Below are 17,684 nucleotides of genomic sequence, written 5' to 3' on the forward strand. Positions count from 1 at the left end.
ATAGTAGTGTAGTCCAATTCAGACTACAACTTTTTTTAATTAACTGATTCATAAAGGATAAAAAAATGAAATTATCTAGCTAAATAGGATTTGTCATGAAATGAATAGCGATTAAGGTGTAGTTTTTAATAATATTTATTAGATTATTTTTTGTAAGGTAAAATAGTTACATTTGATTATTGCAATTGTAGTCTGAATTGGACTTCTCTGGAAAACCCATATATTTATTTTCAGAAAATTATATTCAATTCCAATGATAAACTTCAAATTTACGCTGCTATATTCCTCCCCTTTTTCAACGATATCCCTTACGATCCTTGATGATTCTCAGACGGAACATGTGATCAATACTCCCCTTAAAATTTGCCCGGATTTATGGGATTTTGAAAAACAGCGACCCCACAATATTTACCTCAAAAAAAATAAAAACTTAAATGCCAAGCTCGATAGGCTAAAAATCGGAATCGCCGAATACCTGAGCAATGTCGCGGCAAAAAACAGCAAAATTTCGCCTATCAAACTCCGCAAGATCATAAAAGAAAATTGTGATGGCACAAAGACTTGTCGCCCCGCCAACAGCCTTCTAGATTATGTGGAAGCCTATATCCGGAGCCGTGCCCACCTTATTTCTGAACCGACTTCCAAGCGTTACCGGGTATTCCTCCATTTGCTTGAGCGATTTGAAGGCCATCGCAAAAGACACCTTTTGCTGCACGAAGTCAATGCATCCTTTGTTAAAGAGTTCCTTGAATTTGGCGAGCTGGAAGAATACAATAAAAGTACGATCGGCCGCACCATACATTTTGTCCGGACGGTACTCAATTTTCTGGAGAAAAGAGGGGTTAGAACCTACGTATATGAACTTGAACTTCCCAAGGAAAAAAAAGTCAATCTATTTGTCACCCTCAGTGAGGATGAACTGGTAAAACTCAAGGAAACGGATGTCCCGCCAAGCCTACAGGCAGCCCGGGACTGGCTAATCATCAGCTGCTACACCGGCCAGCGCATTTCAGATTTCATGAATTTTGATATCCAGAACCTCGAGATAATCAAGGGAAAACCCTGTATCTCATTTGTCCAGCAGAAAACGCAAAAAGAAATTCTGCTGCCTTTACATCCGGTACCATTGACCATATTGTCGGGCAATTTAAACGTATTTCCCGAGAAGCTTACTGCGCAAAAGTATAATCTGCAGATCAAGGAAGTCGCGGAACTTGCCGGTATCAATAGCCTCGTCAAAGTCCGCAAAAGAAAGGGCTTCCGGGCGGTAGAAATGTTTGTCCAAAAATGGGAAGCGATCACGAGCCACATCGGAAGAAGAAGCTTTGCCTCAAATTTTTACGGTAAAATCCCTACTCCGCTACTCATGGAAGCTACAGGTCACAGTACCGAGCAGATGTTCCATCGCTACATCAGTACCATTGATACCGAGCGGACAAGAACGTTGGGACAGTACCTGGAAGATGCTTATAACGATAAATTCAGGGTAGCTTAATTAGCGATTAGATCCGTAATTCAGTTACAAGTTTCCGTAATTGGGGTAAACATGCTGCAGGCGCTGCTTCGTAATTTTGGGTAACAAAAATAAGAAGCAGATGAAAACAAGAAAATTAGGCACGCAGGGACTTGAAATTCCAATGATCGGCTTAGGCTGTATGGGGATGAGCAGTTTTGCGTCCACTGGCGATATCTACGGCAAGGCCGACGAAAAAGAATCCATAGCTACCATCCACCGTTCGTTGGAACTGGGTGGAAATTTTTTGGATACGGCCGATCTGTATGGGCCCTTTGAAAACGAAAGGTTGATCTCCAGGGCCATACGCGGCAAGCGCAACGACTATATCCTCGCCAGCAAGTTCGGCTTTGAGATTGATGATAAGGATCAGGTGACCTGGCGCATCAATGGTCGGCCAGATTATATCCGAAAGTCTATCGAGCGCTCGCTGAAAAACCTCGATACCGATGTGATTGACCTCTATTATATGCACCGCCCCGACCCCAATGTACCCATTGAGGAAACCGTAGGTGCCATGGGCGAGCTGGTCACAGCGGGCAAGGTCAGGTACCTGGGCATTTCGGAAGTCAGTGCCGAGCAGATCAGCAGGGCACATGCGACCTTCCCGATCACGGCTGTGCAGAATGAAATTTCCCTGTTCGGACGCGAAGTAGAGACCAATGGCGTATACGATCTGACACGGGAGCTGGGTATAGGCCTGGTCGCCTACTCCCCTTTGGGCCGTGGATTTATCACGGGTGAGATCAAGTCGCCGGACGATATCCCCGAAGATGATTTCCGCAGGCTTATCCCGAGGTTTCAGGGCGAGCAGTTTTATAAAAACCTCGATCTGGTGCGTGAACTCGAACAGATTGGAAAAGAAAAAGACGTTACCTCGTCGCAGCTGGCCCTTGCCTGGCTGATCCAAAAAGGAATCGTGCCGATACCGGGGACAAAAAGAGTGCGCTATGTGGAGCAGAATATCGCCGCAACAGACATCCTATTGACCGCCGAAGAGCTGCAACGCATTGAGGCTATTCTGCCGATCGGACTGGATACCGGATCCCGCGATGTAAGTATTCCGCTGCAATCTTAAAAAATATAAATGCCATGCGAGCAAAAACCGCATGGCATTTTACTTAAATTAGGCTATTATTTAACAGGCAAAAAGAGCATGTCAAAGAAAGAACCCGTACTGATCAGGATCAATAGTATCGCCGACTATCATGAAGCGCTACAGCTGCCCAAACCGCAGCATCCGCTTTTTAGCATCACCGATTTCTCCAAAAACAAGCATATACATCCAACGGTCGAGACCACCTTTCAGCTCAACCTGTACTGCATTTCCATCAAAGAAGATGCACAATGCGTATTGGGTTATGGCCCACATCAGTACGACTTCCGGGAAGGCCTGATGACCTTCTTTAAACCCGGGCAGACGATCAGTGTTGATCCCGATACTGCCCATGCCGAAGTAGGTTATTCCCTTGTTTTCCATCCCGATTTTATCCGCACCTATGACCTGGCACACAAAATCCGCAGCTATAGTTTTTTCGATTACGAAGTCAACGAAGCACTTTTTCTGTCCGACCGGGAGAAAGAGCAGATCCGAAATATCGGAAAAGGGATTTTAAGCGAATATGACAGTCCGATCGACAGCTATAGCCAGGATGCCATTGTCAGTTTCATCGAACTGTTGCTGGTGTATTCGCAGCGGTTTTATAACCGGCAATTTATTACGCGTAAAGTACACAATGTGCCCTTGGTGAGCCGGTTTGAACAATTGTTGGATCAGTATTTTGAAGCCAAAACCCAACACAAGGGCTTGCCGCAGGTGGGCTACTTTGCTGAGCGGCTGAATATGTCGAAAAACTACTTAAGCGATTTATTACGGTTACAGACCGGTGAAAGTGCGCAGAACCATATCCAACATAAGCTCATCGAAAAAGCGAAAGATCTGCTGTCCAGGTCGGAGCTTTCCGTTGCCGAAATTGCCTATCAGCTGGGTTTTGAACAACCGCAGTCACTCAATCGTTTATTCAAAAAGAAAACGGAGCTCTCACCACTGGAGTTTAGACGGAAGATGGCTACAAGCTAAGATAGCATCCTTAAAATCTGCTGCATATTGAGCGGCGGGCCACCATACAGCAGACTTTTGATCTTAGAGGCGATAGCGAAGCGATAAATTGCGCCAGATTTCTGTCGCAAAATGCTGATCTGAATGCCTGTTTTCAAAAAACCAGTGGTCGCCTTTTTTTACGAGTTTTTGGTCAATTCCATCAAGCGAAATTGGCAATTCCGTATCGAGCTTTGATAAAGATTTTTTCAACAACACCAGCTGATAATCCTGTCCTTTGTAAGTTAAACGGAACACCTGTGAACGATGTGGTTCCCCGCTTATCCCGTCAATTGTGCCTTGCATAAATATAGATCTTCTAAAATTTTTAAAATACAGCAATTACGCCAATACGAATACGATAAAAAGTATAAAATCGAGCAAAAATCAGCTTAACATTGCATTATTTTTATAACGAATATCAACAAATAATCGTGCCAAAGTCGATGAATTTTCCGCTCCATTGGCGATGATTTTTTTCACACATTTTGATTTCGTCATTTTGGCTACAATCAAGCTCAATTTGGCAACAGGTATCCGATGCCTTCTTTAGACATTTGTGGTATGGAATCAAACAATAACAGCATGCAAAAGACAATTTTCATTACAGGGGCTTCTTCCGGTTTGGGAAAAGCAACTGCCAAATTATTTCAACAGGCGGGTTGGAATGTGATCGCAACCATGCGTAATCCCGAAAATGAAACCGAACTTACCGGGATCGAAAACATCAGGCTATTAAAATTAGATGTTACCGATGCTGCCCAGATCAAAGAAACTGTAGCAAAAGCAATCGCTATAAGTAACATTGATGTCGTTTTCAATAATGCAGGTTATGGGTTAATGGGTGCCTTTGAAACGTTGAGCGACGAAAAAATACTTCGTCAAATCGACACGAATCTATTGGGTGTATTGCGGGTTACACAAGCCTTTATTCCCCATTTTAAGGCACAGAAAAGTGGTTTATTTATCTCGACCACATCGATTGGTGGATTTATGGGATTCCCGCTAAATTCCATGTATCATGCGACAAAATTCGCCCTGGAGGGCTGGAGCGAAAGCATGTCCTTTGAACTGAAAAAATTTGGAATAGCCATCAAAACAGTTGCTCCGGGAGGAATAGCGACAGATTTTGCAGGTCGTTCTTTGGATCTAAACCGAACTTCCGACTATCAGGACATCGAAGACAAACTGTTCGAACAAATGGGTCTGATGATGCAAAATGCATCCACTGCCGAGCAAATTGCCCAAGTGGTGTATGAAGCCGCCACGGACAATAAAGATCAGGTACGTTATCTGGCAGGTGAAGATGCACATGCGCTCTATGAAAGACGATTACAAATCGGAAAAGAAGCCTTCAGGCAAGAAATCGCGAAACAATTTGAGGCCTAATTTTTTAAATCAGCAACTGCCTTGCGAGGCAGTTGTTTTTTGTAAATTTGTATAACAAAAAAAGGATGCATAGTATCAATTCCATATCCGAATTTCATCGGCAATTGTCCTTGCCGGCCCCATTACACCCGCTCGTCAGTGTAATTGATGTAGCTGGAATAAAACCCGATGAAAGCGACATCTGGGAGCAGTTCTACGTGAATTTCTACAGTATTTCGCTGAAAAAAGATGTTACTGCAAAAATAAAGTACGGCCAACAATATTACGATTTCGACAAAGGAACAATGAATTTTATTGCGCCCAAGCAGATTCAATCGTTGACGATGGCCGAAATCAGAAAGATGAAGGTCGAATGCGGAAAAGGTTACATGCTCCTATTCCACCCTGATTTTTTGTATACCCATCCCCTAGCCACCAAAATAAAAAACTACAATTTCTTTTCGTATGCGCTTAACGAAGCATTACATCTCTCCGAACGGGAAGAAAAAGACATTATAGAAATTTTTCTTAAAATCGAACAAGAATATCAGCATATCGACAAGCATACCCAAGACATTATTTTGTCCCAAATTGATATGCTCTTGCAATACAGCAACCGTTTCTATGAGCGTCAATTCATTACTCGGAAAGCGGTTAACCATGCGCTGCTGACCCAATTGGAAAAATTGCTGGACGATTATTTCGACAGCGAAGAAACCTTAAAACAAGGGCTTCCAACCGTAGAGTATTTAGCCGAAAGCCTCCATGTATCAGCACGTTATTTAAGCGATTTACTACGTTCCGTTACCGGTAAAAACACACAGCAGCATATTCACGACAAGTTAATTGAAGAAGCCAAGGAACAACTCACGGCGACAAGCCTTTCCGTGGCCGAAATTGCCTATAAGCTCGGTTTTGAACATCCGCAATCGTTCAACAAACTGTTTAAGAAAAAAACCAATGTTTCACCTTTAGCGTTCAGGCAATCGTTTAACTGACAAAACAGTGTAAAATAAATTTTAGTGCGAGTTGTGTGTTACATTTAAAGAAACCTGCGCTCCGGCAAATTGATATGGAATAGTTAATTAGGAAGCAGGATATGTCGGCGCGGAATAAATACCGGAGGCTTCAAAAATTCAAAAGGTGTATATTCCAGGCCATGGGAAATCAAGGATGGCAGAATGACCTTTAACAATCTTTAACTTTATTACCGCGATCTTTCAAATTTTATAGCGTATATTTACATTGTTCTATCGCTCAAGATCGAACGTAATAAATATTAAGCATATCTCTCGAGTAAAAATCCAAATGTCCCAGTCTGTAAAATTCAGCAATGTAAATACATTGTTCTCTAAAACGTTAAAACAAAAAATTAATAACTATTTTCAAAATTCACTTCAGCCAAAAACCGGGAATCGTAAAATCTATCTGAAAGCCGCTATCCTCCTGATCAGCTTTGCGGTATTGTATCTCCTTCTGGTATTCGCACCTTTGCATTGGAGTATTGCAATAGCATTATGTGTCATTTTCGGAGCTAACCTCGCTGCGATTGGTTTTAACATTATGCACGATGCTGGGCACAATTCTTTTTCAGACAATAAAAACCTGAACACTGTGCTCTCCTACTCGCTCAATCTACTGGGCGGCAATATCTACTTTTGGAAGCTCAAACATAATATTGCACACCACACCTATACAAATATCGATGGCGAAGATCACGATATCGAAGTAAAGTTTATGCGTATACACCACGACCAGAAACTTCGGAAACACCATCGCTATCAGCGTTTTTATTTTCCGTTGCTCTATGGAATCTCCTATTTAGCGTGGATCTTTTATCAGGATTATGAGAAATATTTCCGTGGGCGCATGGGACATAAAACGGAGCAATTTCATTTTCCGGTCAAAGAGCGTATTATTTTTTGGGTCAGTAAGCTAATTCACTTCAGCTTATTTGTCATTGTTCCGATCATTTTCGTCGGGTGGCTGCCCACACTTATCGGTTTACTGATTTCTGGTACTGTGTGTGGTATGAGTCTGGCCACAGTATTCCAGCTGGCCCATGTGGTGGAAGAAACCGAATTCAAAACCATTGACCAGTCAAAGGTCGAAGAAGAATGGATGATTCATCAGATTCAGTCCACCGCAAATTTTGCTACGGGCAGCAAGGTACTTACCTGGTTGCTTGGCGGTCTCAATTTTCAGGTTGAACATCACCTTTTTCCAAAGATCAGCCATGTTCATTATCCTGCGCTCAATAGGATTGTGAAGCAGACCTGCAAGGAATATAAAATACAATACAACGAGTTTCGGAGCTTCTGGACAGCATTTAGATCGCATTTAAAAGTGCTGGAGGCCTTGTCAAAATAACCTAGTTATTAGCGCGTCGCTTCATTTCCTTTGTCCCGTCCCTATGGCCTTTATGTGCCATGGAAGTTGGTAGCTTTCAGCAAAAAAGAAAAGACCAGAAACCGCTAAGAAGCCCGGTCTTTTCTAACTATTTATCCATCAAATGGATTATTATAAGGACAAGATTGAGCTGAACATCGTTTGAAAAAAATTCAATTTTCGATATGCTGTACAGAGCCTCTATCTTTTCTGTCAATTTATCAGGTAAAATTTGACAGTTTTGCTGCAAAAATTTCAGTTTTTTAAGCTCGGTACTTTTTTTTGTGAGATTTTTTAATACAGTCGGCCGACTGATAGATTTAAATTATTGTTATACTTCATTAAAAGGAGGTTACTATGAAACTTGCAAAAAGAAACTGGAACAATTTTTCACTTTTTTCGCCCATGTTTGATAATTTTAACCGTGAGCTTTTAAACTGGGACAACAAAAATTACTCATCAACAAGTACCACCGTTCCTGCGGTCAACATCAAGGAAAACGCAGACAGCTTCGAAGTGGAGGTCGCCGCACCTGGCATGGCCAAAGGAGATTTTAAGGTGACACTCGACGGCAATCTATTGACCATATCCTCGGCTAAAGAAGAACAAAACGAGGAGCATAAAGACAACTACACACGCCGGGAGTTCAGCTACCAATCTTTCCAACGCAGCTTCGAACTTCAGAAGGAGGTTGTCGATCAGGACAATATTCAGGCACACTATGAGAATGGTATGCTCCGATTGACAATACCCAAAAAAGAAGAAGCCAAACAGAAAGAACCGCGGATGATCGAAATATCCTAAAGATCCAGATAGCAAATTTTAATGGTTAGCCTCCCTTGGAGGCTAACCTATTTTTTCAGTCTTTAATATTAAGATTATGAAAACGTCGAATTACTATATTGAATTACAGATGTACAGCCACGGACATTATATCACTATCGCCAGTTTTGACCAAAAAAGCTGCGAAAAGATTATTCATGAACTGTTTGATGAACTGCGCGGTGAGCTTAAAGCCTCAGACAGCAGACGTCTTCGCATTAATCTTCTCCTAAGCGACGCTACGATTCAGAGGACACAATTACGGTCCATCCACTGTACGCTGGATGAGTTGGCCGAGAATACCAAGATTATCATCAAGAAGACATTCCGCTCAGTAAACTTTGACTGACGGAAATGCATTGCAGCATACAACACAAGCAATCAGCCTGTAGACCATTTAAACACATTTTTTTTTACACTATTTTTTTTATTTCAATCTTGATTTTTATCAAATTGATTTTTAATTTGGGTGCGGTTTTTCAAAAAGGTAGCTAATACCCAAACCGACATTTTTTAAAAGCTAATATTCTATTTAAATATAAATTTTAGTTATTGGATCATGTTAACAGAATTACTAATTACAAACACAGACCGACGTTTTTCTTTCAGGCCATTTCTTATCGCACTTATTGTGCTGGCTAACAGTTTCTATCTATCGGGGCAAGCCTTGAAGCCCCTCAAATCTGGTTTCGAAGCGAGGCTTGTCAATATTGAGGCCCCCAGCAACGAACCTTTTCGTTATACGACCACCTTGACCAACGGATCTGCTCAATTGGTTAACTACAACCTGAATGCCCAGCTACCCGATGGATGGCAGATTAGCTACCGCGTAGAAGGCTCGCAAGTGACTTCCCTTCAGATGCAGCCCAATAAGGCACAGGAAATCAGCATTGAAATCAGCTGCCCGATCACGGCCAAGCCCGATAAATATAAAATTCCGCTACGGGCCATATCCTCAACCGATACCTTAAAGCTTGAACTCGAAGCAGTCGTCAAAGGCTCCTATGCCCTTGAGTTGACCACCCCCAGTGGGCGGCTGAGCGACGAAGTGGTATCCGGTAGCAGCAAGGAGATTCTACTTAAAGTCAAAAACACGGGCACCCTGCCACTCAATGCCTTGGAACTGACGTCCCAATTACCCAGCCGATGGGAGGCAAGCTTCGATCCGTCGAACATCAAACAGCTCGAAGCAGGGAAATCTATTGACGTCAAAGTCAACCTAAAAGTTCCCGACAAAACTATTGCCGGTGACTATGCTTCCAAATTTGAGATCAAATCATCCAATAGTAGCGCCGACATTTCATTCCGTATGATTGTGAAAACTTCTTTGCTTTCTGGCTGGATCGGTATGCTTGTCATTGTATTGGCCATTGGTTTGGTGTATTTTCTCATCCGCAAATACGGCCGCAGATAAGGGCGCTACAAAAAGATTATCATGATGAAGGATCCTATCATTCAATTGACAGGCCTGACAAAAAGCTACGGCAAAGTAACCGCTGTAGACCAGTTGGACCTGCACATTTATCCCGGAGAGATCTTTGGCCTGCTCGGCCCCAATGGTGCCGGCAAGACAACCAGCATCCTCATGATGCTGGGCCTGACCGAACCCACCTCTGGCACAGCCTATGTCTGTGGTCATAATGCTACGCGCAATCCGATCGCCGTGAAACGAAAAGTCGGCTACCTGCCCGACAATGTAGGTTTCTACCCGGATATGACGGCCCTGGAAAACCTAAGCTTTATTGCCAGATTAAATGGTCTTTCGGAATCCTATGCACAAGCTTCTGCAAAAGACATGTTACATGTGGTGGGGCTCGAACGGGAAATGCATAAAAAAACGAGCGCTTTTTCTCGCGGTATGAAACAACGTCTAGGCTTGGCCGAAGTGCTGATCAAGGCTCCCGAGGTTGCCATCCTTGATGAGCCTACGCTTGGCATTGATCCCAAGGGTGTTGACGAATTCCTTGAGCTCATCAAGCAGCTCAGCAGGGAGCATAACCTAACGGTACTGCTTTCTTCACACCACCTCCACCAGGTGCAGCGTGTATGCGATCGGGTGGGTATTTTTGTTGGCGGAAAATTACTGGTTGAAGGATCACTTGAAATCCTTGCCCATAACCTGCAGCAGCAGAAAGGCATCAGTACCGTCATTACCCTTGACCATGCCCAGGGCGATACCAAACGGTTTGCAGAAGCATTAAAGGCCCTGCCCGGACTCCGTGATCTTAAGGTGGACGGATTTACGATCGAATTAAAAACAGACAGCGATACAACAGCAATGGCTGTACGCCTGCTGGTAAACAATGGCGCCGATATCGTTTCCGTGAGCCGCAACGACTACCAGCTCGACGATATTTATAATACATATTTTGAGAACAGCATAACTACAGATAATGCCTATGAAAAATCCAAGGGTTTCTTCAAAAGATACCAATAAACGGCCATCCTTTCCGATGCAGGTGCTGGTCCGCAAAGAAATTGCGGCACATATCCGCAGCTGGCGTTTTATTATACTGATCCTGCTCATCGTACTGACTTTCGGCGCATCCCTATACGTTTCATCCATAGGGCTGAAAGACGCTGTCAGCAATATGCGCGATCCTGATCAGTCATTTCTCTATCTCAAGCTACTGACCACAACGGATAATTCCATTCCGCCATTTCATGTTTTTTTAAACTTTCTAGCGCCACTTTTGGGCATAGCCTTGGGTTTTGACGCCGTCAATGCAGAATACAACAACGGTACACTCACCCGTTTGCTGGCGCAGCCAATTTACCGAGACAACCTGCTGTTCGCCAAATTTCTGGCGCCACTGGCCGTGGTGGGTACATTATTTGTTGCGCTGGTCATGCTGATGATCGGTGGCGGTCTCCTCGGTACAGGTGTCCGGATAGAACCCCAGGAGTTGCTGCGTATCTTCGGTTTTACCTTGATCAGTGTGCTCTATGTCGCCTTCTGGCTGAGCCTTTCCATCCTGTTGTCGATCCGCTTTCGCCAGCCGGCCACCTCAGCACTTACCGCGATCGGCATCTGGTTGTTTTTTACGGTATTCTTTCCTATTCTGGTCAATCTGGCAATACGCCCTTTTTTACCTAACCCCAATTACATTTCGGAGCAGGAGTACATCGGCTATAATGAGCTCATCTTAAATCTGCTCCGCTTATCACCGAGTCAGCTCTATACCGATGCCACCACTACCCTATTGATGCCCTCGGTACGCAGCTTAGGTCCCATTTCCATGGAACAGATGGTCGGTGCCATCCCCGCACCACTTTCCTTTCGGGAAAGTTTTCTGATGGTGTGGCCACAGGTCAGTGGCCTCTGTGCAGCCATGATGATCTGTTTTGCCTGGTCCTATTACATTTTTATGCGAAGGGAAATCAGAAGTTAAGCGTTTCCACCAAAGCAGCTTGTCAGAACTGCTTTCACAAACTGTAAGGCGCACGCTTCCGTGCGCCTTTAGTATTTCCTTTTCGCTCGCTCTTTTCGATCATTTAGCAAGCACCCTATTCACGTAGCCTATAGGTGGGGATAGTACAAGCACTCTCTTCAAAGGCTCCAATGCACTGGAGCTGACCGAAGCCAGGGCACAGCCAAAAACGCTACACACATGATGTTGCAATTAAAGTTTTGCTTACTGAAGAAATAAAAGATCAATAGCGTGCGTCTTGCTGCATTAGAATAAAAACACACCAAATAAAAACAAATTAGACTGCATTTTGGTATATTTGTATACACTAAATAACAATTGAACTTAACAAATCAGGCTATGAAAATTCTATTGACCGGAGTGACGGGGTATATTGGAAAACGTCTTTTGCCTGTGTTGTTAGAACAGGGACATGAAATTATTTGTTGTGTAAGAGATAAGAATCGTTTTGATACCTCGGCAATCCCGGGGCATGTTCAAGTTGTTGAAGTCGATTTCCTGGATAACGAAAGTCTGAAAGAAATACCACTTGAAATTGATATTGCTTATTTCCTGATCCATTCCATGGCGACGCAGTCCGGTGATTTCCAGCAAATGGAAGCGCAATGTGCGACCAACTTCCGCAACTTTATGGAAAAAACCTGCGCACAACAGATCATTTATCTGAGCGGAATAATTAATTCAGATCACTTATCGAAGCATCTCGACTCGAGAAGAAACGTTGAAAACATCCTGGCCAGCGGGCGGATTCCGATAACCACCTTGCGGGCCGGTATCATCGTTGGCTCGGGAAGCGCATCTTTCGAGATCATTCGGGATCTTGTGGAAAAACTTCCGGTTATGATTACGCCCAAATGGTTGCAGACGAAATGTCAGCCTATCGCCATACGCAACGTGATCGAATTTATGATCGGTGTTATCGCCAACCCGCATACCTTTAACAAAAGCTATGATATCGGCGGTCCAGACATCCTTAGCTATAAAGAGATGCTGCTGCAATATGCTGCCGAACGAAAACTGAGGCGAAAGATCTTTGTTATCCCGCTCATGACGCCGCGGCTTTCCTCCTACTGGCTCTATTTTGTTACCTCGACGTCCTATAACCTAGCCAAAAATCTGGTCGATAGCATGAAAGTAGAAGTGATCTGTAAACCCAATAATCTGGCGGAAGAACTCGGTATTATGCTGATCAATTACAGGAAATCCATCCAATTAGCATTTCAAAAAATTGAAAGCGACAATGTGGTGTCCAGCTGGAAAGACGCACAGACCACTCATATTTTATCGGGCGGACTCACCCGGTTGCTGGAAGTGCCCAGTTATGGTTGCTTTAGGGATGTCCGCTCGGCTCCCCTCCACAATAGTGAAGCATCATTGACCAAAATCTGGTCCATTGGAGGAAATTCCGGCTGGTATTATGGCAACTGGCTCTGGAAAATCCGTGGATTCATGGATCAATTGGTCGGCGGAGTGGGGATGCGAAGGGGACGAAAAAATAAAAGCGATCTGGCTGCAGGTGATGCACTTGATTTTTGGCGCGTACTGATCGCCGATAAAAAGACAAAACGATTGCTGCTCTATGCCGAAATGAAACTCCCGGGAGAGGCATGGCTAGAATTTAAAATCGAGAATAATATCCTGCTGCAGACCGCGACCTTCAGGCCCCTGGGCCTTGCCGGAAGACTCTACTGGTATGCCGTATGGCCTTTTCATGGCTTCATATTTAGGGGTATGATTAATAGAATTGCTAACACGTAGAAAAGTATTTTTAAACGATGATTTATAATGAACAGGCCATTGCGGCATTTGAAAGAAGATACAGAGCAAATTTTATAAACTCGCTGGGCGGCTTTAAAAGCCTGGTATTGATCGGTACAAAAAATAGAGACGGAAGTGAAAACCTTGCCACGTTCAGCAGTTTGTTCCACCTGGGCGCAGATCCGGCACTCTGTGGCATTATACTTCGGCCGGCGACAGATTTTAGCAGCACCCTGGATAATATCCTGGAGCAGAAATGGTATACGATTAATCATGTCTCATCCGAATTTGTACATGAGGCACACCAATGTAGTGCAAAATATCCTAAAGATGTTAGCGAATTTGAACAGGTTGGACTTAGCCCTGAATACCTGGAAAATATTCCGGCCCCTTTTGTTCAAGAAAGTAAAATAAAATTCGCCTGCAGCTTTGTTCAGAAAACAGCTATTGAGCTGAACGGTACAACATTGATCATCGGCCAAATAAAAACAGCTTTCGTGCCCGATAACTGTTTAAAAGAGGATGGTTATATCGATATCGAAGTAGCCGGAACCGTGACTTCTAGCGGTCTTGACAGCTATCATACCACAAGCCGGATTGAACGATTACCTTATGCGAAGCCTTAAGCAACTTTTCGCAAGGATTTTCATAAAGAAAGCACACAGTTCGGCTTTCTTCAAGACTTTACTTCCCAGAGCGGAAGATAATGTGTTACGCTATAGAATGTATTCTTTATCTTTGGTCTAATGGACATCAAGAAAAAATTTGGCAGTGCCTCATTTGGCGAAGACCTCATCTTACAGGCACTGAGCTGTTCTCCCGAGCCGACGTCGATCTATACCGGCCCAGAAATGACTATACAGTTCGCCAATGAGGGCATGCTTTCCGTGTGGGGCAAAGACGCATCCGTTATCGGTAAAGCACTTATCAGTGCTATTCCCGAACTGGAAGACCAGCCGTTCTTAGCTATTCTGCAAGAGGTTTGGCGTACGGGTAAATCCTATTCCGTTAACGAGGCACCAGCCAGACTCATTAAAAACGGTGTTCCGGTGACTGATTATTTCGATTATGAATATAGAGCCCTATTAGACGAAAACAATAAAACCTGGTGTATTTTAAACACTGCCCGCAACGTTACTTTAAGAAGGCAGCATCAGCAACAGATTCGGGAAAAAGAAAAAAAGGAACAAGGGCTGATGGAGGAAATGGCGGCAACGCTCGAAGAATTGACCGCTACAAATGATGAGCTCAACAGTTCCTTACAACTTCTGGCAGAAAGCCGTGAACAAGTGCGGACAATTATTGAGCAGGCACCTGTTGGCATAGCGATGCTTAAGGGTCCGGAACTTATTATTGACATAGCGAATCCGACCATATTAAAAATATGGGGCCATCAGTTAGCCGATGTGCAGGGCCGGCCCCACGAAATCGCAAGGCCTGAACTGCAAGGCCAGCCCGTGAACCAGTGGCTCCGGGAAGCGTTCGAAAAAGGCGAACGTAAAACAAACAACGAACTCTCCATATTGCTGCGTCACAATGACGGACTGCGAGAGGCTATCGTAAACTCGATCTATCAACCTATTTTTTCAACTGACAACAAAGTCACTGGAATTCTGATTATTCTTGAAGATATTACCGACCAAATCCTTGAACGGCGGAAAAGTGAAAAAGATCAACACATGCTGTCCATGGCTATTGATGCCGGAGAGCTTGCGACGTTCTATTATGAGCCCAAAAATAATCTGTTCTCCGGGAATGCGCTGTTAAAATCATGGTTTGGTTTAGCCGATAAGGATCAATTGGATTTATCCGCCGCTATTTCTTCCATCGTAGAAGAGGATCGGGAACGTGTAATGGCTGCCATAACTGAAGCACTTAGCGAAGAGTCGGATGGCAATTACTTTATTGAATACCGTATTGCCCATGCGCAGTCCCCGAACGGCAGACTCGTGCAGGCACGTGGTAAAGTATTTTACGATGCTAAGGGAAAAGCAGTAAGTCTGAACGGTACTTTACGGGATATTACTGAACAAAAAGCTGAGGAACAGCGGAAAAATGATTTCATAAGCATCGTTAGCCACGAACTGAAGACACCCCTGACCTCTATAAACGCCTATCTTCAATTGATGCAGCGTCAGGCATTCCTTACAGCAAACACGAGTTATCAAGACATTACAATGAAATCCCTTCGACAAGTTCGCAATATGAAGAACTTAATCAATGGATTCTTGAACATCTCGCGATTCGACTCCGGCAGAATGATGATAGAAAGAGAAGTGTTTGATCTGAAGGAATTATTTGCAGAACTTGAAGATGAATTTAAATTGAGGATAAACTCCCATCAGATCGTCGCTGACCTGACGCAAAGTCTATCCATTGCTGCTGACCCGAATAAGATTTCGCAGGTAATCCAAAATCTTGTAGAAAATGCGGCCAAATATTCGCCGATAGGAACCCAGATTACATTTGGCTATTTGCCTACTGCAAATCAGGATGTAGAGATTTTTGTCAGTGACGAGGGTATGGGAATTGCCGAAGAAGACCGGGATCAGATTTTCGAGCGATTTTACAGGGCAGGAAAAGATAAGGTCGGAACAATTTCGGGATTTGGCATAGGACTGTATCTCTGCCGTGAAATTGTAGAACTGCATAATGGACATATCACTGTGGAGAGCAATTCAGCGGGCGGAACCACATTTAAGGTGCGGCTTCCAGCTCAGTAAATGTAAAAATTGTTAATATTATAAGTTCTTTTCTTCGGTTCTTAGCAAACACATACGCGGACATATCGGTCATTTAATTGCCTTTTTATGACTTTTCTTTTTTACGATAGGCTTACTTTTGTCGCAAATGTTTCCCGTTCGGGATTTAAGAAGAGCAAGATGAAGAAAGAATCGCGCATCATATCGCTCATTGTAGGTGGCACTTTACTTATGGAGATGCTCGACACCACAGCGATATCGACAGCCTTACCCAAAATGGCACATGATTTTGAGAGTGATGTTGTACACCTCAGTGCAGGTATTACCTCTTACACCGTCATGTTAGCTGTATTTATTCCAATCAGCGGCTGGATTGCCGACCGCTACGGCGCAAAAAAAGTTTTCAAATTGGCGATTATCGGATTTATACTTTCTTCAATCGCATGTGGACTGAGTACCAACCTAACATCTTTCGTCATTGCACGTATTTGCCAGGGTACAGCCGGAGCCCTCATGGTACCGGTGGGACGTCTTATTGTACTCAAGCACACCGAAAAGAAAGATCTGGTTGAAGCGATCGGTTATATTGCCTGGGCTGGGTTATTAGGCCCTATTATCGGCCCAGTGCTGGGTGGATTTTTTACAACTTATTTTAGCTGGCACTGGATTTTCTTTATCAATGTGCCCGTCGGTGTATTTGCGCTGTGGGCAGTGCATCAATTTATTCCGGCGATGGATTCCGAAAATAACCGTCCCCTTGATATTATCGGCTTTTTTATCAGCGGTATCGGTCTTGCCGGAATTATGCTGGGAACTGAAATGATCGGCGCAGCCAAAGGCGATTATACAAAACCACTGGCAACTATTGCGGCGAGCTTTGCGCTGATGGCCGTTTCGATCTGGCACTCCAAACGTATCAAGTATCCGTTGATTGATTATAGTATTTTGAACGTAAAAACCTTCCGGATTACGGTATTTTCAGGCTCCATTACCCGTATGGTGATCAATGTTGCTCCTTTTATATTGCCCCTTATGTTACAGCTGGGTTTTGGACTGAGCCCCTTTCACGCCGGACTCCTTTATATGGCCAACATGTTCGGTAGTATGAGTATGAAACCCGTAGCCATGTGGATAACACGCAGATTTGACTTCCGCAAGGTCCTGATCGGCAACGGTATTATTTTAACACTCGTAACCGCCGGACTCTCCCTGCTTTCCATACAAACGCCGATCTGGCTGGTGGCAATTGTATTCTTTTTCTCGGGCCTTACACGCTCGCTCCAATTTACCAGCCTAAATACCCTGGCTTATGCAGACGTGCCCAATGAACAGATGAGCAATGCAAATACACTGTATAATACGGCACAACAAATGGCACTTGGTATGGGTATCGCCCTAGGCGCAGTGACGCTACACCTGGCAAGCAGTTATTATCAGGATACGGTTTATCAGATGCGGGATTTTAGCTTGGCCTTGCAGTTAATTGCTGGCTTATCACTCCTATCCTTAATCGAGTATTTCAAAATTAAACCAAGCGACGGAGCCAATTTAAGGGGTATATCCTTAAAGAAAGAAGTTCAGAATGCCGCTTAGTTTTTTAAATA

Annotated in this window: 16 protein-coding genes; 15 read left to right on the forward strand and 1 reads right to left on the reverse strand. The window is 43.8% G+C overall.

What is annotated here, in order from left to right:
* Positions 1–253 precede the first annotated feature (253 nt).
* The 3 genes from BV902_RS16895 (at position 254) to BV902_RS16905 (ending at position 3,593) form a co-directional block, all read left to right on the forward strand.
* Complete coding sequence (locus BV902_RS16895) at positions 254–1,495, forward strand: site-specific integrase (protein WP_083663656.1); 1,242 nt, start codon at positions 254–256, stop codon at positions 1,493–1,495.
* A 100-nt stretch (positions 1,496–1,595) separates the two neighbouring features.
* A complete protein-coding gene (locus BV902_RS16900; RefSeq protein ID WP_075992931.1) occupies positions 1,596–2,591 on the forward strand; it encodes an aldo/keto reductase in 996 nt (331 codons plus the stop codon).
* A 78-nt stretch (positions 2,592–2,669) separates the two neighbouring features.
* Positions 2,670–3,593, forward strand: a complete 924-nt coding sequence (locus BV902_RS16905; protein WP_075992932.1) for a helix-turn-helix domain-containing protein — start codon at positions 2,670–2,672, stop codon at positions 3,591–3,593.
* A 63-nt stretch (positions 3,594–3,656) separates the two neighbouring features.
* Here BV902_RS16905 and BV902_RS16910 read toward each other — a convergent pair whose 3' ends face one another.
* The gene (locus BV902_RS16910; RefSeq protein WP_075992933.1) at positions 3,657–3,917 is read right to left on the reverse strand and encodes a hypothetical protein; all 261 of its coding nucleotides are present in this window, start codon (positions 3,915–3,917) and stop codon (positions 3,657–3,659) included.
* Positions 3,918–4,196: 279 nt separating this feature from the next.
* Here BV902_RS16910 and BV902_RS16915 point away from each other — a divergent pair, with 279 nt between their 5' ends.
* The 12 genes from BV902_RS16915 (at position 4,197) to BV902_RS16970 (ending at position 17,673) form a co-directional block, all read left to right on the forward strand.
* Positions 4,197–5,000, forward strand: a complete 804-nt coding sequence (locus BV902_RS16915) for an SDR family oxidoreductase (RefSeq protein ID WP_075994843.1) — start codon at positions 4,197–4,199, stop codon at positions 4,998–5,000.
* Between the two features lie 65 nt (positions 5,001–5,065).
* Complete coding sequence (locus tag BV902_RS16920; protein ID WP_075992934.1) at positions 5,066–5,977, forward strand: helix-turn-helix domain-containing protein; 912 nt, start codon at positions 5,066–5,068, stop codon at positions 5,975–5,977.
* A 310-nt stretch (positions 5,978–6,287) separates the two neighbouring features.
* Complete coding sequence (locus BV902_RS16925; protein ID WP_075992935.1) at positions 6,288–7,349, forward strand: fatty acid desaturase family protein; 1,062 nt, start codon at positions 6,288–6,290, stop codon at positions 7,347–7,349.
* A 375-nt stretch (positions 7,350–7,724) separates the two neighbouring features.
* A complete protein-coding gene (locus BV902_RS16930) occupies positions 7,725–8,171 on the forward strand; it encodes an Hsp20/alpha crystallin family protein (RefSeq protein WP_075992936.1) in 447 nt (148 codons plus the stop codon).
* Positions 8,172–8,247: 76 nt separating this feature from the next.
* Positions 8,248–8,538: a hypothetical protein gene (locus BV902_RS16935; RefSeq protein WP_075992937.1), complete on the forward strand. Its 291-nt coding sequence runs from the start codon at positions 8,248–8,250 to the stop codon at positions 8,536–8,538.
* A 210-nt stretch (positions 8,539–8,748) separates the two neighbouring features.
* Entirely contained in the window at positions 8,749–9,603 is an 855-nt protein-coding gene (locus BV902_RS16940) for a COG1470 family protein (protein WP_075992938.1), read from the forward strand.
* A 21-nt stretch (positions 9,604–9,624) separates the two neighbouring features.
* Entirely contained in the window at positions 9,625–10,626 is a 1,002-nt protein-coding gene (locus BV902_RS16945; protein WP_237241699.1) for an ABC transporter ATP-binding protein, read from the forward strand.
* Positions 10,589–11,581, forward strand: a complete 993-nt coding sequence (locus tag BV902_RS16950) for an ABC transporter permease (protein WP_075992940.1) — start codon at positions 10,589–10,591, stop codon at positions 11,579–11,581. Before BV902_RS16945 ends, BV902_RS16950 begins: the two co-directional genes overlap by 38 nt.
* 378 nt (positions 11,582–11,959) lie before the next feature.
* Positions 11,960–13,378: an SDR family oxidoreductase gene (locus BV902_RS16955; protein WP_075992941.1), complete on the forward strand. Its 1,419-nt coding sequence runs from the start codon at positions 11,960–11,962 to the stop codon at positions 13,376–13,378.
* A gap of 17 nt (positions 13,379–13,395) precedes the next feature.
* Positions 13,396–14,004 (forward strand): flavin reductase family protein, encoded by a 609-nt coding sequence (locus BV902_RS16960; protein ID WP_075992942.1) that lies wholly within the window; start codon positions 13,396–13,398, stop codon positions 14,002–14,004.
* Positions 14,005–14,124: 120 nt separating this feature from the next.
* Positions 14,125–16,101: a PAS domain-containing sensor histidine kinase gene (locus BV902_RS16965; protein WP_075992943.1), complete on the forward strand. Its 1,977-nt coding sequence runs from the start codon at positions 14,125–14,127 to the stop codon at positions 16,099–16,101.
* An 87-nt stretch (positions 16,102–16,188) separates the two neighbouring features.
* Entirely contained in the window at positions 16,189–17,673 is a 1,485-nt protein-coding gene (locus BV902_RS16970) for a DHA2 family efflux MFS transporter permease subunit (RefSeq protein ID WP_216640367.1), read from the forward strand.
* Positions 17,674–17,684: the final 11 nt, after the last annotated feature.

This window comes from Sphingobacterium sp. B29, from assembly GCF_001952815.1.
Taxonomy (GTDB): Bacteria; Bacteroidota; Bacteroidia; order Sphingobacteriales; family Sphingobacteriaceae; genus Sphingobacterium; species Sphingobacterium siyangense.